Raw genomic sequence first — 21,181 nt, 5'->3', positions numbered from 1 at the left:
ATTAACATGTGGTTTTGTTCTTTCAAATTTTGATTTTCCCATTATATCCCCCTTGTTTGAAGTATTATTGTTTGTCTTTATCGCCAAGTACTTTTTCTGCTATGGTTGCAGGTACTTTTTCATAATGATCGAACATCATTGAGTAGGTTGCACGACCTTGTGTGTTTGAACGAAGATCTGTTGCATATCCAAACATTTCTGATAGTGGAACATATGCATCAAGTATATGAACTCCGTTTTTAGGGTTCATTCCTTGGATTTTTCCTCTTCTTGAGTTAATGTCTCCCATTACATCTCCAAGGTATTCGTCTGGAGTTGTAATTTCAACTTTTTCCATTGGCTCTAAAAGTGTTGGGCCAGCTTTTTCTAAAGCGGCTCTAAGGGCCATGGATCCGGCAATTTTAAATGCCATTTCTGAAGAGTCGACATCGTGATATGATCCATCATAAAGTGTAACTTTGATGTCAAGTACAGGGAATCCTCCTAGGATACCTGTCTTAGAAGCTTCTTCGATACCTTGTTGAACTGAACCGATATATTCTTTTGGTATAACACCACCGACAATGGCATTAACAAATTCAAAACCAGCTCCTGGTTCTTGAGGTTCAATTCTAATCTTAGCATGTCCGTATTGTCCTCTACCACCTGATTGTCTGATGTACTTACCTTCAGCTTCAGCTTCTTTAGTAATGGACTCTCTATAGGAAACTTGTGGGTTACCTATATTAGCTTCTACTTTAAACTCTCTTAAAAGTCTATCTACGATAATTTCAAGGTGAAGTTCTCCCATACCTGAGATTATAGTTTGACCTGTTTCTTCATTTGTATGAGTTGTAAATGTTGGGTCTTCTTCTGATAATTTAGCCAACGCTACACTCATCTTTTCTTGAGAAGCCTTTGTCTTTGGCTCTATTGCAACGGAAATTACAGGTTCAGGGAATTCCATTTTTTCAAGAATTATCTGATTGTCATTGTCACAAAGCGTGTCACCTGTTCCAGTGTCTTTAAGACCAACTGCCGCTGCGATGTCTCCAGCAAATACGGTGTCAATTTCTTCTCTCTTGTTAGCATGCATCATCAATATACGGCCCATTCTTTCTCTTTTACCCTTTGATGAGTTATATATATATGATCCTGCTTCTAACGAACCTGAATAAACTCTAAAGTATGTTAACTTACCTACATATGGGTCAGAAACAACTTTAAATGCCAATGCAGAGAATGGCTCGTCATCAGATGAAGGTCTTGAAATCTCTTCTTCTGTGTCAGGGTCAATACCCTTGATGCTTGGAACGTCAAGTGGTGATGGCATATAGTCTACTATTGCATCTAGTAGTGGTTGAACTCCCTTGTTCTTATATGCTGAACCACAAAGTACAGGGTTAATTGAAAGATTTACTGTAGCTGTCTTAATAGCTCTTTTAATCTCTTCTTCTGTAATTTCTTCACCTTCAAGATATTTCATCATAAGTTCTTCGTCATGGTCTGCGATATTTTCAAGAAGGTTTGATCTATATTCTTCTGCTAACTCCTTTAAGTCTGCAGGAATTTCTCCAACTTCAATTTCAGTTCCCAAGTCGTTTTTATAAACAGTTGATTGCATTGTAATCAAGTCAACAACTCCTACGAAGTCCTGTTCAGCTCCTATAGGTATTTCCAATGGAACTGGATTTGCTCCTAGTTTGTCCTTGATTGTCTTAATAGACTCAAAATAGTCTGCACCTGTTGCATCCATCTTGTTTATAAAACAAATTCTTGGTACTCCATATTTGTCCGCTTGTCTCCATACGGTTTCAGATTGAGGTTCAACACCGCTTTTAGCATCAAATAAAGCTATTGCAGAGTCTAATACTCTAAGTGATCTTTCTACTTCTACTGTAAAGTCAACGTGTCCTGGAGTGTCGATAATGTTGATTCTATTATCTTTCCAGATACAAGTCGTAGCAGCTGAAGTTATGGTAATCCCTTTTTCCTGCTCTTGAACCATCCAGTCCATTTGAGCAGCCCCATCATGGGTGTCTCCGATTTTATGGATTTTCCCCGTATAGTATAGGATACGTTCGGTTGTTGTAGTCTTTCCGGCATCAATATGTGCCATGATACCAATATTTCTGGTATTGTCTAAAGAATACTCTCTTCCCATAAAAAAATATTACTCCTTCCCAGTAATTAGAATCTATAATGTGCAAATGCTTTATTTGCCTCAGCCATCTTATGAACATCTTCTCTCTTCTTAACACTTGCTCCTGTGTTATTAGATGCGTCTAAGATTTCTTTTGCCAATCTTTCCACCATAGTTCTTTCTCCTCTGGCTCTTGAGTAGATTGTTAACCATCTCAAGCCTAGAGTTTGTCTTCTCTCTGGTCTTACTTCCAAAGGAACTTGGTAGTTAGCACCACCTATTCTTCTTGATTTTACTTCAAGAACAGGCATGATATTGTTTAATGCTTTGTAAAATACTTCTAGAGCATCTTCTCCAGAAACTTCTGCTACCTTTTCAAACGCTCTATAAACAATACCTTGTGCTACGCCTTTTTTTCCGTCTATCATAATGTTGTTGATTAGCTTTGTAACCACTTTGTCATTGTAGACTGGATCAGGCATTACTTCTCTTTTAGGTACATGTCCTTTTCTTGGCACTTCGCTTCCCTCCTTACTATTTAGTATTTCATTGGTACTCGACTTACGTCGTCTGTGCTCAAATGTATTATAAAAAGTATAAATACTGAATTTATCTTAAAATTTTAACATTGAAGCATCTTAATTCATCTCTTATTTAGGCTTTTTAGCTCCATATTTTGAACGGCCTTGCATTCTTCCTGAAACTCCAGCTGTATCTAGTGCTCCACGAACAATGTGGTAACGAATACCTGGCAAGTCCTTTACCCTTCCTCCTCTAATAAGAACAACGCTGTGTTCTTGTAGGTTGTGTCCGATTCCAGGAATATAAGCTCCAACTTCCATTCCATTTGTTAAACGAACTCTCGCAACCTTACGAAGTGCTGAGTTAGGTTTCTTAGGTGTTACAGTTCTTACGGCAGTACAAACTCCTCTTTTTTGTGGAGAGTTAACTGTTGTATTTCTCTTCTTCAAAGTGTTGAAATTAACAGATAAAGCCGGTGATTTAGACTTATAAGTCTTACTATGTCTACCTTGTTTGATCAACTGATTTATTGTTGGCAAATTTTTCACCTCCGTGTAAATATTTTGCAAAAAAAGAAATGCATAACATCTCACTTTTGCACCAGTCCATTTTAACATTCAACCTTGATATTGTCAAGTTTTTCAAGGGTTTTTGTGTTTTTTTGATGATTTGCTTAAAAAGGGATATTTCGCACTTCTTTTTGTTACCTTCTATTTAATTGTTTGTTAAATCTTTCTACCCTCCTTGGCTTTCATACTTACCAATTCCAACCTTCCAAAGGAAGTAAAGCAAAGCCACAAAAACAAGAAGATAAATCCCTTGTTCTAAGATTAAATATGCTTTATTGGTCTCTTGAACGATTATACTTGGAATGTAGTAAATACTTGCTAGGGGATTGTGTTCTATAAAGCTTAAGCTTTTTCCGAAGAGTTTTAGTGGTAGGATTTCTCCTGAAAATATGGCAAGTATAAACCAAAAAATGTCCCTTAAGGTCAAAACAGACTTTAACCAAAAGGTGCTAGTTCCTATGATTGCAAGGACTACAAAAAACACTGTGAATCCTAAAAATAGTGATATTGTAAAATATATCAGATTTTCTAGGGTAAGGGCATTAAATAAACCACCCATTATAATCCAAAACACAAGTCCTAGGGGAAATGTGATTGCTATTCGCCCAAGGGCAGAAAAATATCTTGAAAGCAAATAGTTTACTGGCTTTGTTATATACAGGTCCAGTTGTCCTGTGTTGATGTCTTGAAAGATGTAGTATACTTCTGCCATCAAGTCGGAAAATGACAGCTTAACTATCTGTATGGTGATAAGATAAAACAATACATCTTGTAGGTTCATCTGCCCTAGGGTCTCTTGGTATTGAAAGATATATTTCCAAAGAAAGTAGGGAATCAATACGCTGATGGGAATGTAGAGCAGAGATGCAAAAAAGGAAAGGGCATATTCCTTTGATTTTAATATTTCTATTTTTGATCTATTAATGTATTTCTCCATTTTAACCTCCATTGGAGCTGTATTTATGAATACAAACTTTAAATAGCTTTATGAAGACCAGTAGAAAAAATATAAAGCTTATTATGATAAGTGGCAACTTTTCTACTCTTCCTCCTATTAATACTACTGTTGGATAGTAGGTTGTAAGGGCAATTGGTATGATGTAGGTTAGAAAATTTTGTAGGGTCTTTGGAAAAATTCCCAAGGGATAGTTTTTTGCAATGGAAAAGTTGAATATTATATCTCTAAAAGTAGAAACTTTTTCGATCCAAAGGCTCAATATGGTTACAGTACCATAGACTAGATGATAGTAGATATTTCCAAAGACAAGTAGGGCTAAACTCTTAAGTACGTTAATCCCTTGTATGTCTACATTGTAGTCCCTGGTTACTATAACAATTCCAAGGATTCCAATGATTATTTGTTGTACCATGTTTACAAAAGGCACATTCTCTAAAAGTATCATTGTCATCATATTGGAAGGTCTGTAGAGGTACTTGTCGAGGCTTCCGTCTTGAACCAAGTACTCAAAGTCCCTAAGTCCAAAGAAGATGTCCCCTATTCCAAGGGATAGCATCCCCATCATTATAAGAAGGTAGATAAAAGTTTTTTCTTCTTTTGACCCTCCTGTTATGTTAAATAACATTGTCCAAAAAAAGCCAATTGAGGCTATATTAAAAAGGGAGTATATGAATAACATAAGTCCTTCATAGGGATATGCCATTATTTTCTTTATCTGAATTTTTATAGAGGTAAGTATAAGTCTCATATCAGTCTCCATAGTTTCTGCATATCATATCTTCTAGAGTTAACTCTTCAATGGTGTATTCTGTAAAGTTAAATCTACTTAAGTCCAAGTCTTTAAGTTGATTAAGTTCTATAATATACTCTGCCCTATCTCCTAGTATGCGGTTAGGTTCTATTGTAAGGCTCTTAGACTGCTCCATTGGTATTCTAATCTTTCTAAAGTTTTTTCTGTTGGCAAATCCATAGGGGTCACCATCGTAGATTATCTCTCCCTGTTCTAGGATTATTATCCTCTTACAAAACCTTTCTATATTCTTTATTTCGTGGGTTGTAAGAAGGATTGTGGTGTTAAACTTTTTGTTTATTTCATCCAAAAAGTCCATAATTGCCCCTTGAGTTATAACATCAAGACCTAAGGTAGGCTCATCTAGAAACAATATCTTTGGCTTGTGAATTAAAGAAGCTACTATTTCACATCTCCTCTTTTGTCCAAGGGAAAGCTTTCTTACGGGAGTATGTAGAATTTCATCAAGTTTTAGTATTTTTGTAAACTCCGCCATTATCTCTTTAAAGTCCTGATCATTAACCTTATATACTTCTTTATAGTATCTAAAGGAGTCCAGTGGACTTATATCAAAAAAGAGAGTTGACTTTTGTCCCATGGAAACCCCAATTTGTGAAAGGTAACTCTTATCTCTTTTCTGTGGATTGAACCCATTTATTTCAATCTGACCTGAAGTTGGATGTAAAATTCCAGTCATCATCTTAATGGTGGTGGACTTTCCCGCACCGTTTAATCCTATTAGCCCCAGTTTTTCTCCTTCATTTACTTGAAAACTAATGTTTTTTACGGCCTTAACATATGCTGTCTCCTTTTTGAAAAATCCTAAGGACTTTTTAAATTTATAAGTTTTTGAAATGTTTTCTAGTTTTATCATCAGTGAAACCTCATCTTATTATTAGATTTTTCGCAAAAAGGATCTATACTAAAAGCTATGCTATTCATTTGGTAAGCTCTCGCATAGCATAAACCATTTTCACAAATACATTTATTAAATTTACTACAATGTTCACATGGTTGGTCTTCAAAAAATATCGGACTCGGATTGACAAATTTCTTTAAATTATCAGAATTCCAGATGTCAGTTAATGCTTGTTTATATATGTTGCCCACGACAAACTGTTTGTTATCTAATAATCTTTCACAAAAAGTCACATCACCATTATTGTTTATGACTAATGACAGCCTCCCGCCTGTACATACAAGATTGTTTCCTGGAGAAAAACTATAGTCTATGGACTGTTCTGGAATAGAAAGCTGAATTTCCATGGGTTGATACTTTAATCTTTCTTTATTTAAAAATTCCTCAAGGCGAATATATTTTTCTTCTTGAGCACAAAGTTCTTTATTTCCTCTACCGGACGAAATAAGAAATGGTGTAAGAAAATGTCTGGTAACTTCTAAATCACGAAGTGCCTTGAATAATTTAGGAATTCCTTTTACACTACTACTTGTTACAACCGAATTAACTTCAACTTCTATACCATAATTTATTAATAATTTAATAGACTCTTCCATGTTTCTAAAATAGTTTTTCTTTCCAGTCAAATAATAATTAACTTCATCGTCTACGCTATCTAGACTAATCTGTATTTTCTTTAGACCCGCTCTATTTAATTTCCTTATTTCAGGTTCTGTAAGAATATGTTTAGTTGAAAATTGGAATGAGAATCTTCTTTTATTTAAATATTCTAACAACTCAATAAAATTGATGTATAATAAAGGATCTCCTCCAGTTAAATTTATACTTCGCAATCCTTCGGTATAACTTTCATCCAGTATATTAATAAGCCTATTAAATTCTAAATGTGTTATTTCTCCTGTATTTGAGTTGTTAAAACAATATTTACAAAAAGAATCACATTTATTTGTCAATCTTATTGATAACATAATCGGAAAATCAAACTTATTTCTGCAATTGAAATAGTCTGGTAGTAAGTCTGTAACATTAATATCAAAATCAATATTTCTTTCCTCTTTAGTTTTTGATAAAAAACAGAAATGATTATATTTATCCACAAAGTCTTCTATCCACGTTTCTGTTATATTATACCCCAAAAAATTTGATTTGTTGACTATTGTTATTATCTCTTTGACCGAATATCCTTTTAAAATCAATTTGAATATGTGCAATTCGTAATCATCTAAAAAAAACACCTTGTCAAGTGTATATAGAGGGTCTACATTATAAATTATATTTTTTGATTTCTTACTTATCAATCTGGTCTTTTCTTTTGTATTAATATATTTACTCATTAGTATATTCTCCTTGAGTGTTTTTTAGTAGTGCAATAATTGTCTGGACCATAAAATTCTCCTGATAAGAGTTCTGAATGTATATAACATATTCCTCTTTCATATACGCAATCGGTGAATTTATCACAATTATAACATTTAGACTTTTTGAATAATTCCCTATTTGGAAGCAAATAATTGTATATCTTTTTATTATTCCATATTGAACGCAAATCACTGTTATATACATTTCCAATGGAATGAGTTATGTCTCCACACATTCTTTCACAAAGAAATACGTTTCCATCATTATTAATTACCATACCATCAACTCCGGCATTGCAAACAATAACATCATTAATCTCTTTAGTTCGGTTTAGAGATATCGGAAACTCGAGTTTATGGTTATCAGAACGTGTTTTAATTTTATTAAATAATGTATTAAACTGATCCGTAGAAGCAAAAAACACCTCATTATTTATACCTTTGCTAAATGTATAAGGACTCAGACAATGTTTATCTACTCCTATATCAAAAAGCTTGTCACTTAAATCTAAAATGTTACAGATATTATACTTTGTTATAACCGAATTGACTTTTATTTCTTCAAACTTTGATTCCTTAACAAGTGACCTTAAAAATAATAACGCTTCTTTAACATTTACTTTTTTAACTAGCATGTCATTTTCTTCTTGATAAAGACTATCTAAGCTGAACTGAAAAGATTTAATTACATTTGTTTGAATAAGTTTTTGAAGATTTTCTTTGTTTAATACTATTTTAGTAGAAATATTACACTTTATTCCCTTGGAATTTAATAATTCAAAAATATCAAACATGTCATTTCTAGTAAAAACATCTCCTCCAGTAAAATCAATTTCTTTAATATTGTTTGTACAACAATAATCCACGATATCTTTTATCTTATCGTAATTCAATTCTCTTTTTGGAAGAATTTTTTTATGCGCATAACAATAACTGCATTTATGAGCACAACTATTCGTTAGAGAAATCACCATTTTTACTGGTGTAAAATATTTCACTCTATCTAAGTATACATACTTTTCTAAATCTTGTATCAGATCTTTTAATTCAATATCAAAGATTATTGTTTCAAAATTGCTTAAGATAAACCAAAATCTAGTTTCCATGTACTTTTCAAAGTCCAGGTTTAATTCTTCTTCTATGTAATAAAGTTTTCTTAATAAATTACTAATTTCTTTATTGGTGAATTTCTTGTAATAAGCATATAAAAGTAATGTCTGTAACCCACTAAGAGTACCTAGATTCTCTCTGGTACTACTATCATACAAATTAATTTCTTTAGTTTTTTTTATAAAAGCTGAATGCATGTTGCTACTCCTTTTAAATGAAAATAATCTAAAACTCTAAGCATAATTTTTACCATTGTAAAGATAGGCGAGATCAATGTATTTACCAATTTACTCTGCTACTACTTTACTAGACTTTTTTCTTCGAATTTCGCCTTACCTCCACCGTGACTTGCACAGCAACAAGCGCAACTACTACGACTAGTGACACCCTTTAATTTTTTTAATCTAATAATATCCTTCTCTTTTTTCATGTTTTCAATCTCTTCAAAAATATTATTTACATTTCCTAAATTCATAGCTATCTCCTTTGATTTATTGTTATCACCATTTATTGATCTCGCCAATATTATGTTAGCACTCTGCATCTCTAGTGTCAAATATATGTAAAGTTTTTTAATATATTTTTAACTCGGTACCATCTTATTATCTCAGTATATATTAAGCACTTTTTAAATTAAATTTTGATGTAACAATGATAGCTGTGTTAAAGAGACATTGATCCAGACAAAAACACTGTGTAAACCTTTTGCTATTCCCTGTTTTTAAAGAGTACAATTATTAGGGCTGAAGGAACTAAAATCTGTAGTAATATTATTAAAGATCCTACGACTGCGACAATGTAGTCACTCTTGTCTTTGGATAAAACTATGGACAAAATGATGATGGGAAGTATACCTAGGGAGATTTTACTAAGGTATGCTCCAAGCATTTTGTCCAGTTTTTCAAAGCCTTCTTCTTTTGTTTTAGTCTTTTCTAGGTAATATCCTAAGGATATGGAAACAATCCATATCAATAGGTTAATACTCCATATCAAAATATAAAAATTCATCTTAATAGTACTCTTCAAAGAACCTTTCTACATTTTTATAGGCAATCTTTTCCACAATTGAAGCAGGTAGTCCTTGGGTGTTTAAGTAGTTTAGAAAATCTACTACTCTATGAGGTCTACTTATTTCAAATTCTCCACCTATTCCATCAAAGTCAGTTCCAAGACAAACCAAATCTTCTCCTCCTATGTCAAGCATATGTCTAATATGATTTTCATAGTCCTTAAAGGTTGTCATTGCTGAAGGGTCTGGGGAAGAAAACTTTGGACAAAGGTTAAGTCCTGCTACACAACCCCTTTCTCCAAGGCTTTTAAGTTGTATGTCTGAAAGGTTTCTTGTGACATCCGTTACGGCTCTTGCGTTGGAATGACTTGCAACGAAGGGTTTTGTGGTGTTATTTAAAACATCGGAGATGCCCTGTTCGTTTAGGTGGGAAACGTCTATAATAATTTTTTGAAACTCCATCTCCTTTAAAACTTCAAGTCCTAAGGGTTTAAGTCCTGCCTTTTCTTCATATCCAGAATAGGAGTGTGGGCATCCAAGGCCATTTTCATGGTTCCAAAGTAGTGTTATCAGTGTGATTTTCTTTTCTTTTAGCTCTTTAATCTGCTCAACATTTTCTATAAGTCTTCCATCTTCAATAGTTGGAAATAGGCTCACTATGTTCTTTTCTTTGTTTTGCAGGTACTCCTTGTAATTACTTGTCACTTTGAACTTGTCTGGGTAGGATTCTTCTATTTTGCTGTAGAAGTTTAAAGCCCTATCCACATATTCCCAATCTGTTATGTCTTCTAGGTTAAGTTCTTTTAAATCCTCTTTGCTGGGAAGGTAAATCGCCATAAATTGCGCTTTTACTTTTAAATCATATAACTCTTTAAGTCCAATATGAGATGTTTTCCCTTCATATATCTCTTGTGTCTTTAAATCTTTTATATATTTCATGACTGTGTCACAGTGTAAATCTATATACATTTTCTATCTCCCTATATTTTTATATTGACCCATTTTCCTTTGTTAAATCTACTTGCCATAAGTACAAACCTTGAAAACTGGTCCGCTAATATTCCAAGCCAAATCCCTCTAAGTCCCATGTCAAGTAGGGAAACTAGGATATAAGTGACTGATGTTCTTATGATGGTTACTGAAATTATGGATACTACTAAGGTGTATTTTACATCTCCTGCAGCCCTTAGGCAACCCCCATATATAATTTGTGAAATTTGCAGTAGAGCTATAATCATCATAAATCTTGAAATCATAATTCCCGTTTCTACTATATGTTCTTCTTTAAAATAGAGTCTAAATATCTTTTCTCCAAATATCAGAAGAATTAGGGAAAGTATCACTGAAATTATAAACCCTAGTTGTTGGCACACCTTACCATATATCTTGGCATTTTCCTTTTTTCCGGCTCCAAGGCTTGAGCCAGTTAAGGCTACTGCGGCTACCTGCATTCCATCGGCAAAGGCAAAGCAGAGGCTAAGAAGGTTCATTCCGACATTATGTGATGCAAAGGCGTCTGTTCCAAGACTTGCCGCCATGAGAGCTGTCGTCATAAAACCCACTCTAACACATAGGTTTTCTACTAATAGATTGACTCCTAGTCTTGCAATCCTCTTTCCTGTCCTAAGTCTAGGTCCAATCCTTTCCTTTATTATATAGGGGATTTGGACAAAGGAGTCCTTTTTAAAGAGGGAACGTACACTCATTATGGTAGCTACAACCGTCCCAAGGACTGTTGCAAGGGCCGCTCCTGCAACTCCTAGTTTTGGAAATCCGAAGTTTCCACCGATTAATAGGTAGTTGAATAGGATGTTTACGAGGCTTGAAACAAGATTTGTCGTAAATGCTATCTGTGTGTTTCCACTTCCCCTTTGGGCCGCATTTATCACCATGCTTATGGTTCCAAAGACCATCCCACCCATCAGTATTCTAAAGTAGATAAGGGCAGGTTGGTGGGTGTCTTTATTGCTTCCTGAAAACCTTAGAAGTTCTGGAGCGTAATAGACCATTATAAAGGTTATAAAGACAACTAAAACCATGGTGATGACAAAGGCTGTAAGGAGCGCCTCGTTTGCTAATTTCTTATCCCTTTCTCCTTTTCGTCTTGCTACCAGGGCAGAAACCGCAACGTTTATTGCAAAGAATATAGTAAACCCTATAAACTTTGGTTGGTTTGTAAGTCCAACTGCTGCTACTGCATAACTTCCCAGAGCCGATACCATGTAGGTGTCTATGAGTCCTGCCATGGCTATGAAAAAACTCTCTAAAACGGAAGGCCAAGCCATTTTTATTGCGTGTTTAAAATAAACTTTTCTTTCCAAATAAATCACCTATCTAAGTCATACATTCATGTCTTCTAACTCTCATCCAACTTAATGCTCTTAAACGATCTTATTATGTTTAGTCCAATAAAAATATTAGGCACTGTTTTTAATTAGATGGTTTTAAATGGTGCTCTTCTCCTTAAAATAATCCTCAATGATATCTGCTATATATAGACTTGCATTTCCGTCTCCATAGGGGTTAATCGCCTTAGACATCTTTTCATAATCTTCCCTATTTTTTAAAATGTTCTTCAATTCTCTATAGACTGTCTGCTCATCGGTTCCAATGAGCTTTAAGGTTCCAGCTTCAATGCCTTCAGGCCTTTCTGTACTATCCCTTAAAACCAGTACAGGCTTTCCCAAAGCCGGCGCTTCTTCTTGGATTCCTCCACTGTCGGTTAGTATTAGGTAGGACTTTTTCATTATATTGTGAAAATCGAATACATCTACCGGTTCTATAAGGCTTATTTTTGAACTTCCACCAAATTCCTTTTTTGCTAACTCTCTTACTTTTGGGTTTAAATGTACTGGATATAGTAGGGCTAGGTCTTCAGACTCTTCTAAAACCCTTCTTATTCCTCTAAATGCAGACTGCATTTTTTGACCAAGATTTTCCCTTCTATGCATGGTAAGTAGTATTAGCTTTTTGTCCTTTGCAAAGTCCAAAATTGAGTTTTGATAGTCTTTGCTAACTGTCACTTTAAGTGCGTCAATTACTGTGTTTCCAGTTACAAAAATCGAAGATTCACTCTTCTTTTCCTGTATCAGGTTTTCCTTTGCTCTTTTAGTTGGGGCAAAGTGAAGGTCTGCCATTGAAGAAATGGCCTGTCTATTGAACTCTTCTGGGTAGGGACTTAGTTTATTGTAGGTTCTAAGTCCTGCCTCTACATGGCCAATGGGAATATTGTTATAAAAAGAGGAAAGGGCAACTACAAAACTAGTAGATGTATCTCCATGTACTAGGACAAGGTCTGGTTTTTCTTCTTCAAGAATAGGTTTCATTCCCTCCATGATTGACGTTGCAATGTCGGTTAAGGTCTGCTCTTTTTTCATAATCCTAAGATTGTAGTCCTCTTTTATTTTAAAGACTTCCATTACCTGTTCAAGCATTTCATTATGCTGCCCTGTAAGGGTTACAACGACTTTTAGATCTTTTCTCTGTTTTAATTCTAGTATTAAAGGACACATCTTTATTGCTTCTGGTCTAGTGCCAAAAACCACCATTATCTTTTTCATATCTATCACAATCTATAAATTCTATCCCCTTTGATTACATTTCGAGTATCGTAGACTATTTTATCTTTTAACTTATCCTGATTTTCTACTATTTCATCATGGGCCACCAGGACTACCACCAAATCGACAGATTTTAAAAACTCATCTAAGTTGAAATATTGATTTTCGACAATTTTTTCCTTTATCCATGGATCGTAGGTCTTAAGAGGTGTTGCCAGACGTCTCTTTTGAAGTTCTAATATTTGTAAAGTTGGCGATTCTCTTATATCGTCGATGTTTTCCTTGTAGGTAAGTCCATAAAGACCCACTCTTGTAGGGTCTTTGATGCCATTTTCTTGCATTATATCGTATATTTCGTCCAGTACAAAGGAAGGCATGGAGTCATTTATCTGCCTTGCCTTATAGATAAGCTCTGTATAGAGTGGATAGTCTCCAACTAAAAACCATGGATCCACAGGGATACAGTGACCACCGATTCCAGGACCAGGTTTTAAAATATTTACTCTAGGGTGCTTATTTGCTATTCGTATAACTTCATTTACATCAAGACCACCCTGTTTACATATCTTTGCAAGTTCGTTTGCAAATGCAATGTTCACATCTCTAAAGGTGTTTTCTATTACCTTGGTCATCTCTGCCGTTGGAATGTCGGTAAAGTTTATTTCTCCTTTACAAAAGGTTTCATACACCGACTTTACCTTTTCTGCTATTTTTTTATCATCCGCTCCAATAGTCCTGGAGTTGTGGATGAGTTCATAGACCATATTCCCTGGGATTATCCTCTCTGGTGCATGGCAAATGTTTAAAGTCTTGTCATTACTTTTGCAAAAGTCTTCTACTATGGGTCTTATGTAGTTGTCTATGGCCCCTGGAGAAACCGTCGACTCTATAACTATTATCCCGTTATCTTCTGCATATTCTAAAATTGACTCCACCGCTTTTACTACAAAGGAGCAGTCCAACTTCTTGGAATTCTTGTCGTAGGGCGTTGGAGCTGTAATGATGTAAAAGTTTGTTTTAATCGGCTTTGTACCAAATTCTATGTCCTTTCCCAAGGCCTTTTTAAATAACTCATCCATTCCCTTTTCTTCAAAGGTCAAGTTTCCACAGGAAAGTTTTTTTACAGTTTCTTCCTTTATATCAGTTCCAAAAACTTTATTTCCTGCCTTAGCCAACATTAATGCAGTTGGCAATCCTATATATCCTAATCCTATTACGTTTATCATATAATCTCCTTTTCTTTAATGAGATTTAAAAGTCTTTTATTGTTTTTTTCTGGATTTAATTCTTTCCAAATTATCTCATCGTTTTTTTGAATTTCCCTATAAAGATTATCGTCATTCATAAGTCTTATAACAGCTTCTCTCATCTCTTCTACAGATCTATGTTCTACTGCCAATCCCACTTTCCACTCCTCCACAAGCTCTTGTAGATAGGTGTTCTTTGCTACAATTATAGGTAGCTTTGCCAAGATCGATTCGTATAGCTTGTTGGGAAGGGCAATTCTTACATTTTTCATATCTGCATTGTAGACGGAAAAGATAAGGTCACAGTTTGAGTAGAGTTTTGCAATCTCTTCGTCATAGTAAAATTTGCCATGGTATTCAATAAAGTCTTTTTTGTCTGCAAGTTTCTTAAAGTAGTCTCCGTCTTCAAATCCAGCCATTAAAAGCCTAATATCCATTCCTTCGATGGCTTTAACCAAACATTTTAGTTCCTCTAAATATCTTAAACCACCTATGTACCCTATGGTAAACTTTCTGTTACTATTCTTTTCTCTTAGGGCCTCATAGTTATCAAAAAGACTGGGGTTTGGTATATTTGGCATAAAAATCATATTATTTTTATCGAATTTGCCAGCAAAATGTTCCCAAAACTTCATGGATGTCAAAATTAAAACATCCACTTTTTTTAGCATCTTCTCTTCTTTTCCTTTTATATAGTGGGAGATGATGGTTTCTAAAAATCCCTTCTTGTCATCAGTTAGATACTTGTGAATGTCGGGAACTTCATAGATTATCTTACAGCTTTCATTTACCCTTGTCTTATATTTATAGGCTATGAGAAGCATGTCAAAGCTTTGAAGGTGAATAAAATCCGGTCTTTCCTTTATGAGCATCTCATATGCCCTATTTGAAAATTTAAAGGTTGGGACTATCCTTTTAATTGGGTTGTTTCTATCTGCTTTAACGGTTATCCTTATTTTTCTTATATCATTTTTAAAATCGAAATTGTCCTCTCCCTTATCCCAGTATATGGCAAAGGTGTCATAGTGTTTTCGAACTAGCTCTATTCTTTTAATAATCCTTGGGTGGGGAGTGAAGTTAAGTAAAAAACAGTATTTCATTTTATCCTCTCTTATATCATAGATAAAATTATATCACATATGAGACAATTTTTTGAATTGGCCACTAATACATACTTAAAGTAAATTAAGCACTCAAAAAAACTTGAGTGCTCAATTAAATCTTTTAACCCGATACAGTCAGGTGTAGGTACTATTTTAAAGTCGCATACATAACAGCTTTTATTGTATGCATCCTGTTTTCTGCTTGGTCGAAAACTTTGGATCTTGTGGATTCAAAAACTTCATCTGTTACTTCTTGTTCCTTTAATCCAAATTTTTCATGAACTTCTTGTCCTGTTGTAGTTTCCAAATTGTGGAAAGATGGTAGACAGTGTAAAAAGATTGCATCCTTATTTGCATTGTCCATTACTTCTTTGTTTACTTGGTATGGACTTAATTGTTTGATTCTCTTTTCCCAAATCTCTGCAGGTTCTCCCATGGAAACCCAAATGTCGGTGTAAAGCACATGGGCATCCTTTGTTGCCTTTTTAACATCTTCTTCAAAGGTTAAGATGGATCCAGTTTCCTTTGCAATCTCTTTAGCTTTTTCTATTAAATCCTCTGCTGGGAAAAGGTCCTTTGGTGAGCAAGCTGTAAAGTTTACTCCAAGTTTTGCTGCTGCAATCATAAGTGAGTTTGCAACATTGTTTCTAGCATCGCCCATGTACACAAAGTTTAAACCCTTTAAGTAACCAAATTCTTCTTTAACTGTCAAGAAGTCAGCTATCATTTGAGTTGGATGGAATTCGTCAGTTAGTCCGTTCCATACTGGCACACCAGAATATTTAGCTAAGTCTTCAACTAAGTCTTGTGAAAATCCTCTATATTCTATTCCATCATACATTCTTCCAAGTACTCTTGCAGTGTCTTTAATGCTTTCCTTATGTCCCATTTGTGAGCTTCCTGGGTCTAAATAGGTTACTCCCATACCCAAGTCTCTTCCAGCTACTTCAAAAGAACATCTTGTTCTAGTGGAAGTCTTTTCAAATAATAGTACGATGTTTTTGCCCTCCAAGTATTTGTGTGGTGTTCCCGTTCTCTTAAGATTTTTAAAATCCTTAGAAAGCTCCATTAGATATTTAATTTCGTCAGTTGTGAAGTCTAAAAGTTTTAGAAAACTTCTTCCTCTTAAATTTACTCCCATTTCTTCCTCCTCAATAATATAAGATTTATGGTCTTATCCCTCAATTAAGCTTGACGGATAATAGACCAAGCCTGCTTTCATTATACATTAAATTATAGAAAATGGAAATTATATTCTCCAATCCTTGGCGTTGGAATGTCACCTTAAAAGCTTTCCTTCTTTTATATGTATCTTCTTGGAAAAAGTGAAGTTTTAATAGGACTAATTTTATAAAAAAGTGATAATTAAAGTTGATAGTCATTATCTATTTAACATTGCCTTAATATAGATTTAGTTTTGTTTTACACCTTGTCTGTTACGATAATGATGATTATAAATAGGAGGAGGACAATATGTCAAAGAAAAAAATATTATCTGCCGGCATAGCAATGCTACTTGCTGGTCAAATCGTTGCAGCTCCCTTTGTTTCTTTTGCTGCAGAGGTTACAGAAGTTGACAAGGAAAAAGCTCATGTTGATGCTCTAATTCACAGGCAGGACTCACCTGCGATGCTTTCTGCTGAAACTAAAACTTCTGAGGATGCTGTTAAGCCTAAGGTTGCTAAGGTAAAAGCCAATAATAAACCAAATAGAATCGTTGCTACTTTTGTAGACGATACTAGAACTTCTAGAGGCTTTAACTGGTACACTACTGATGAGTTTGACTCATATGTATGGGTGTCTGAAAGCGAAGATATGTCCAATGCCAAGGCCTTTAAAGCCAATGCTTCAGAAAAGGACTCTCACTACCTTGAAAAGGACGAAGAAGGTTATATAATCTATAGCGTGTATGACACTGAAAAGAAAATGGTGACAAGATATTTCACAGACAAGGACAGGGCTGAAGGTTGGAACGCTTCTGATGAACTATCTGAAACGGAAGAATATGATGTAAAAATTCAAAAGGTTAAGGAGTTTTCTTATAAAGCTACTGTTAAGGGATTGAAGCCTAATACTAAGTACTTCTACCAATTGGGATCTGAAAAGGGTGGAAAGTCCAATGTTGGTACTTTTAAGACTTCTTCTGTTAAGCAAGACGGCTTTGAGTTTATACAGTATACTGACACTCAAAACGCTTATTGGAACGAAAATATTATAAATGAAGCTGCTTATGCTGCTGACACCATAGACAAGGCTCTTACTAAGTTCCCTAACACCAACTTCGTTATCCACACTGGTGACTTCGTTGAAACTTCTGAAGTGGAAGACGAATGGGCCGACTTGATGGGACAATCTGAAAAGTCTTTCTTAAAGACCACTATTGCTGGAAACTCTGGTAACCACGATGAGTATGGTCTTTCCTATGACGAAAGATTTATTCATAAGTACACTGACCACTTCAATGTTCCAGCTGATGGAAAAGATGATGGTGGAACTTATTATTCCTATGACTATAACGGTGTTCACTTTGTAGTTTTAAACACTAACGACTATAAAAATAAACAAAACAAATCTATTGGAGACGAACAACAAGCATGGATTAAAGCAGATATCAAGGCTGCAAGGGCAAATGGTGCTCAATGGGTTGTGCTACAATATCACAAACCAATTTTCTCTAAGTCCTATCACTCATTACAAGATGAGGACGTTCAAAATGTTAAAGACGAGTTTATGAAGATAATCGACGACTTTGACGTAGATATCGCTCTTCAAGGTCATGACCATGTTATTTCAAGAACTAAGTCTTTGAAATACGCTCCAAAATCAAAGTCTGTATTTAACGCATATGTGGCTGAAGAAGCTAAAAAGGTAGACAATATCGACTATCTAAAATCACCTAAGGGAACAACTTTTGTACTTCCTAACACTGGTGGTACTAAGGCATATGATGCAATCTATGATAAAGGTCTTGACCATGTTAAAAAGGTAAGAAAGAAATTAGATTGGTTAACTGAAGAAACTCTTGCTGAATACAATAATCTATTTGCATACGGCGGACAGCCATCTCAACCAAAGGAATTTGAAAATTCCCATAGCAATAACAGGGATTCAAAAATTCAAAACTTCGCAAGATATATCGTGGCCGATGGAAAGTTGACAACAGAACTATATCAAGTAAGTGGAAATCTAAATGAGGCTAGGGAACCAAAGCTTGTAGACTCCTTTGTAATTGAAAAGGATGTTGACAAAAATGCTAAGGGCTTTGCTCCTACAAGCTACTACTATGGACAAAATAGATATGAAACTGCTCTAGATGTTTCAAGAAATTACTATGAAAAGGCTGATAATGTTGTAATTGCAAGTGGTGAAGTATTTGCGGACTCCCTTGTAGCTGCATCCGTTTCAGACTTAAAGGACGCTCCAATACTATTGACTAAAGCTGGAGAAATTTCAGATGAGGTACTTTCAGAACTAAAGAGACTTGGAGCTAAGAATGTGTTTATCCTAGGTGGAGACTCCTCTGTATCCAAGAAGGCAGAAGGACAATTAAAAGACTATTCTGTAAAGAGACTTTCAGGAAAGACCAGATTTGAAACGGCAGCTGAAGTTGCAAAATACGTTCTTGGAGAGACAAAATCTAAAAATGCTATTCTTGTAGATGGCAATGGATTTGCAGATGCTCTTTCAGCTGGAGTTGCATCCTTCAAGAAAGACGCTCCTATCCTATATGCTTCTACTACTAAAGGGATAGACGATTTAACTCAAAAGGCTTTAAAGGATGCTAAAGTTGAAAACATCCATATTATTGGTGGTAAAGACTCTGTTAATAAGGAAACTGAAACAGAAGCAACTAAGCTTGTTAAAAAAGTAGATAGAACTTTTGGTAAGGACAGATATGAAACTTCATTAAAGGTTGCTAAGGCTTTCAACAATGGATCTAAGAATATAATCTTAGTTTCAGGGGAAGTTTATCCAGATGCTTTAGTATCGGCTGAAATGCTTCAAAAAGAAGACTCAAGTATCATATTAACCAATAAGGACAATAGCAAGGACTCTATTAATAGCTTTGTAAGAGGAAAAGATATTGAAAACATCAATGTTGTTGGTGGTAAGAGTTCTGTAGCAAAGTTAAAGTAATAAGTTAATACGAGCAAATTTAACTTAAAAAAACCGGTGGATTTAAATTCCATCGGTTTTTTATAATGAAGTATTTATTTAATACTTGTCGCTAGGTTGTAACTAACACTTTTTTTATTTTTCCAAAAATTTTACAGCCGTCCTATCCATTAAAAAAGCTCCAATCGGCGCTGTTATAAGTATGGAAACAACTGCAACCGAAAGAATAATACTTCCAGATTTAATTCCCATAGTCAAGGGTATTGTTCCAATTGCAGCTTGAACTGTTGCCTTTGGTAGATAGGAAAACAGACAAAAGACTTTTTCCTCCTTATCTAACCCTGTGTGTGATATTGAGAATGATACCCCTATGAATCTAAAGATCAATGTTGTAAAAATTATCAATAGGACACCTACCCCAGAATTGAATGTAAATCTAATGTCCACAGCTGCCCCTACTAATATAAATAGTATTAGTTCAGCTCCAATCCAAAGTTTTCCAATTTTTTCTGATAATCTTCCTGTAACTAGAGTAGTGCTCTTAATTTTGAGAGTTATAGCCATGCTCAATACTGCCAAAAGTCCAGATATAGGCACTTTGTTCTTCAATAGTTCCTCTAGTGATACAAGAAAAAAGGCTGTTGCCAATATGATTATTACTTTTTCACTATTTCTAATGTGGTTATTCTTTTTAAATCTATATTCAAAAAGAAAGAATAAAGCCATACCAATAACAGCGCCTAGCAAAATTCCCATAACTATTGAAATTGGTATATTAAGTAGGTTAGTATAGCTAAAGACATCGTTTAAAGTAAAGTTTAGAAAAGTTGTGAATAAAACTATAACAAAGACATCGTCTAAGGAAGATCCAGCAAGTATCATTTGAGGAATTGCCTTTCTTGTACCAATTCTATTCTCAATTAGATTTACCATTCTGGGAACAACCACAGCTGGCGAAACTGCGGCAAGTACAGTACCCATTAACGCCGCTTCAACAATTGGTATGTCAAAAATGTTTGGCGCCATGATTGTGTATCCAATAATTTCAAGGGTTGCTGGTAAAAAGGAAAGTAGGATAGCAGGCCTTCCTACTTTAATCAAATCTTTAATATCTAGAGAAAGTCCCGCCTTTAGTAGGATAATAATCAAAGCAATCTTTCTTAATTCTCCAGAAATTTCTAATAATTTCGAATCAAAAAGGTTCAAAACAAAGGGCCCTAAAACAATCCCTGTTATAATCATCCCGATTATTCTAGGAATTTTAATTTTCTCACAAATCCTTCCTAAAACCAGAGCAAGAATTATACCTAAAGCTAAAGACAATAACATAAGTACCTCCTAAAATTATAAATTTACACAAAAAAAGCTGACAACTCTGCCTGTAGCAGAAGTCATCAGCAAAAAATTTGCGGTTTATGTTACCAAAGGGAGAACTTCATTCCCTAAAAATATGTAATGTGGCGCGTCATAGAGGATTCGAACCCCTGGCCTTTCGGTCCGTAGCCGAACGCTCTATCCAGCTGAGCTAATGACGCATGAAATACTAAAATTATATACAATATCAATCAAGCACCCATTAAGCACTAATACATAAGTGCTCCATGAGTGCTCATTTATTTGGAGCGGAAGACGAGACTCGAACTCGCGACCCTCGCCTTGGCAAGGCGATGCTCTACCACTGAGCCACTTCCGCATATTTAGAGGATAATCCCTCATTTTAAGGTACAGTACAAAATCCATTTTATGGTGGGCGGTACAGGGCTCGAACCTGTGACCCCCTGCTTGTAAGGCAGATGCT

The 21,181-nt window shown here is 34.9% G+C and carries 18 protein-coding genes, 2 tRNA genes and 1 riboswitch; of the genes, 1 reads left to right on the top strand and 19 read right to left on the bottom strand.

Annotation, left to right across the window (positions count from 1 at the left end; all coding sequences use genetic code 11):
* Positions 1-64 precede the first annotated feature (64 nt).
* From fusA to argF, 16 genes are all read right to left on the bottom strand, one after another.
* Entirely contained in the window at positions 65-2,143 is a 2,079-nt protein-coding gene (fusA, locus tag Q1K37_RS07755; protein WP_300411061.1) for an elongation factor G, read from the bottom strand.
* A 26-nt stretch (positions 2,144-2,169) separates the two neighbouring features.
* Positions 2,170-2,640: a 30S ribosomal protein S7 gene (gene rpsG, locus Q1K37_RS07750; RefSeq protein WP_300411059.1), complete on the bottom strand. Its 471-nt coding sequence runs from the start codon at positions 2,638-2,640 to the stop codon at positions 2,170-2,172.
* Positions 2,641-2,772: 132 nt separating this feature from the next.
* Positions 2,773-3,183, bottom strand: a complete 411-nt coding sequence (gene rpsL, locus Q1K37_RS07745) for a 30S ribosomal protein S12 (protein WP_300411057.1) — start codon at positions 3,181-3,183, stop codon at positions 2,773-2,775.
* Positions 3,184-3,379: 196 nt separating this feature from the next.
* Entirely contained in the window at positions 3,380-4,150 is a 771-nt protein-coding gene (locus Q1K37_RS07740) for an ABC-2 family transporter protein (protein WP_300411055.1), read from the bottom strand.
* Between the two features lies 1 nt (position 4,151).
* Positions 4,152-4,919, bottom strand: a complete 768-nt coding sequence (locus Q1K37_RS07735; protein ID WP_300411053.1) for an ABC-2 family transporter protein — start codon at positions 4,917-4,919, stop codon at positions 4,152-4,154.
* Between the two features lies 1 nt (position 4,920).
* A complete protein-coding gene (locus Q1K37_RS07730; RefSeq protein ID WP_300411051.1) occupies positions 4,921-5,835 on the bottom strand; it encodes an ATP-binding cassette domain-containing protein in 915 nt (304 codons plus the stop codon).
* Positions 5,835-7,214, bottom strand: a complete 1,380-nt coding sequence (locus tag Q1K37_RS07725; protein ID WP_300411050.1) for a radical SAM protein — start codon at positions 7,212-7,214, stop codon at positions 5,835-5,837. The genes Q1K37_RS07730 and Q1K37_RS07725 overlap by 1 nt, the downstream gene beginning before the upstream one ends.
* Entirely contained in the window at positions 7,214-8,545 is a 1,332-nt protein-coding gene (locus Q1K37_RS07720; protein WP_300411048.1) for a radical SAM protein, read from the bottom strand. The genes Q1K37_RS07725 and Q1K37_RS07720 overlap by 1 nt, the downstream gene beginning before the upstream one ends.
* Before the next feature lie 101 nt (positions 8,546-8,646).
* Positions 8,647-8,823: a hypothetical protein gene (locus Q1K37_RS07715; protein WP_300411046.1), complete on the bottom strand. Its 177-nt coding sequence runs from the start codon at positions 8,821-8,823 to the stop codon at positions 8,647-8,649.
* 233 nt (positions 8,824-9,056) lie between these two features.
* On the bottom strand, positions 9,057-9,320 hold the full coding sequence (locus Q1K37_RS07710; protein ID WP_300411044.1) for a hypothetical protein: 264 nt from the start codon (positions 9,318-9,320) through the stop codon (positions 9,057-9,059).
* 37 nt (positions 9,321-9,357) lie between these two features.
* Positions 9,358-10,326 carry a membrane dipeptidase gene (locus tag Q1K37_RS07705; RefSeq protein WP_300411042.1) on the bottom strand — a complete coding sequence of 323 codons (969 nt, stop codon included), beginning with the start codon at positions 10,324-10,326 and terminating at the stop codon, positions 9,358-9,360.
* A gap of 11 nt (positions 10,327-10,337) precedes the next feature.
* Positions 10,338-11,678 (bottom strand): MATE family efflux transporter, encoded by a 1,341-nt coding sequence (locus Q1K37_RS07700; RefSeq protein WP_300411041.1) that lies wholly within the window; start codon positions 11,676-11,678, stop codon positions 10,338-10,340.
* A gap of 123 nt (positions 11,679-11,801) precedes the next feature.
* Positions 11,802-12,917: a UDP-N-acetylglucosamine 2-epimerase (non-hydrolyzing) gene (gene wecB / locus Q1K37_RS07695; protein ID WP_300411039.1), complete on the bottom strand. Its 1,116-nt coding sequence runs from the start codon at positions 12,915-12,917 to the stop codon at positions 11,802-11,804.
* Positions 12,918-12,922: 5 nt separating this feature from the next.
* Positions 12,923-14,143 (bottom strand): nucleotide sugar dehydrogenase, encoded by a 1,221-nt coding sequence (locus tag Q1K37_RS07690; RefSeq protein ID WP_300411038.1) that lies wholly within the window; start codon positions 14,141-14,143, stop codon positions 12,923-12,925.
* A complete protein-coding gene (locus tag Q1K37_RS07685; RefSeq protein WP_300411037.1) occupies positions 14,140-15,264 on the bottom strand; it encodes a glycosyltransferase in 1,125 nt (374 codons plus the stop codon). The genes Q1K37_RS07690 and Q1K37_RS07685 overlap by 4 nt, the downstream gene beginning before the upstream one ends.
* Positions 15,265-15,415: 151 nt before the next feature.
* Positions 15,416-16,408: an ornithine carbamoyltransferase gene (gene argF, locus Q1K37_RS07680; RefSeq protein ID WP_300411036.1), complete on the bottom strand. Its 993-nt coding sequence runs from the start codon at positions 16,406-16,408 to the stop codon at positions 15,416-15,418.
* Positions 16,409-16,740: 332 nt separating this feature from the next.
* On the opposite strand from argF, the gene Q1K37_RS07675 reads away from it, so the two are divergent.
* Complete coding sequence (locus Q1K37_RS07675; protein WP_300411034.1) at positions 16,741-19,404, top strand: cell wall-binding repeat-containing protein; 2,664 nt, start codon at positions 16,741-16,743, stop codon at positions 19,402-19,404.
* A 114-nt stretch (positions 19,405-19,518) separates the two neighbouring features.
* On the opposite strand, the gene Q1K37_RS07670 is transcribed toward Q1K37_RS07675, so the two are convergent.
* The 3 genes from Q1K37_RS07670 to Q1K37_RS07660 all read right to left on the bottom strand — a co-directional run bounded on the left by Q1K37_RS07670 (position 19,519) and on the right by Q1K37_RS07660 (position 21,076).
* Positions 19,519-20,712, bottom strand: a complete 1,194-nt coding sequence (locus tag Q1K37_RS07670) for a cation:proton antiporter (RefSeq protein ID WP_300411033.1) — start codon at positions 20,710-20,712, stop codon at positions 19,519-19,521.
* A gap of 49 nt (positions 20,713-20,761) precedes the next feature.
* Positions 20,762-20,835, bottom strand: a riboswitch (Fluoride riboswitch).
* A gap of 6 nt (positions 20,836-20,841) precedes the next feature.
* Positions 20,842-20,918 (bottom strand) — tRNA-Arg (locus Q1K37_RS07665).
* A gap of 83 nt (positions 20,919-21,001) precedes the next feature.
* A tRNA-Gly gene (locus Q1K37_RS07660) sits at positions 21,002-21,076 on the bottom strand.
* Positions 21,077-21,181: the final 105 nt, after the last annotated feature.

It is taken from the genome of Lagierella sp. (genome assembly GCF_029983815.1).
Lineage (GTDB): Bacteria > Bacillota > Clostridia > Tissierellales > Peptoniphilaceae > Mediannikoviicoccus.
The sequence above is the reverse complement of the archived record's forward strand: the minus strand, read 5'-3'. Positions and strand labels throughout refer to the sequence as shown.

Bases quoted from the DNA above. Each gene is read 5' to 3' on its own strand.
- Q1K37_RS07690 (WP_300411038.1), bottom strand. From the start codon at position 14,143: ATGATAAACGTAATAGGATTAGGATATATAGGATTGCCAACTGCATTA.
- Q1K37_RS07720 (WP_300411048.1), bottom strand. From the start codon at position 8,545: ATGCATTCAGCTTTTATAAAAAAAACTAAAGAAATTAATTTGTATGAT.
- Q1K37_RS07705 (WP_300411042.1), bottom strand. From the start codon at position 10,326: ATGTATATAGATTTACACTGTGACACAGTCATGAAATATATAAAAGAT.
- Q1K37_RS07685 (WP_300411037.1), bottom strand. From the start codon at position 15,264: ATGAAATACTGTTTTTTACTTAACTTCACTCCCCACCCAAGGATTATT.
- Q1K37_RS07675 (WP_300411034.1), top strand. From the start codon at position 16,741: ATGTCAAAGAAAAAAATATTATCTGCCGGCATAGCAATGCTACTTGCT.
- Q1K37_RS07715 (WP_300411046.1), bottom strand. From the start codon at position 8,823: ATGAATTTAGGAAATGTAAATAATATTTTTGAAGAGATTGAAAACATG.
- Q1K37_RS07670 (WP_300411033.1), bottom strand. From the start codon at position 20,712: ATGTTATTGTCTTTAGCTTTAGGTATAATTCTTGCTCTGGTTTTAGGA.
- Q1K37_RS07725 (WP_300411050.1), bottom strand. From the start codon at position 7,214: ATGAGTAAATATATTAATACAAAAGAAAAGACCAGATTGATAAGTAAG.
- Q1K37_RS07740 (WP_300411055.1), bottom strand. From the start codon at position 4,150: ATGGAGAAATACATTAATAGATCAAAAATAGAAATATTAAAATCAAAG.
- wecB (WP_300411039.1), bottom strand. From the start codon at position 12,917: ATGAAAAAGATAATGGTGGTTTTTGGCACTAGACCAGAAGCAATAAAG.
- fusA (WP_300411061.1), bottom strand. From the start codon at position 2,143: ATGGGAAGAGAGTATTCTTTAGACAATACCAGAAATATTGGTATCATG.
- Q1K37_RS07730 (WP_300411051.1), bottom strand. From the start codon at position 5,835: ATGATAAAACTAGAAAACATTTCAAAAACTTATAAATTTAAAAAGTCC.
- Q1K37_RS07735 (WP_300411053.1), bottom strand. From the start codon at position 4,919: ATGAGACTTATACTTACCTCTATAAAAATTCAGATAAAGAAAATAATG.
- argF (WP_300411036.1), bottom strand. From the start codon at position 16,408: ATGGGAGTAAATTTAAGAGGAAGAAGTTTTCTAAAACTTTTAGACTTC.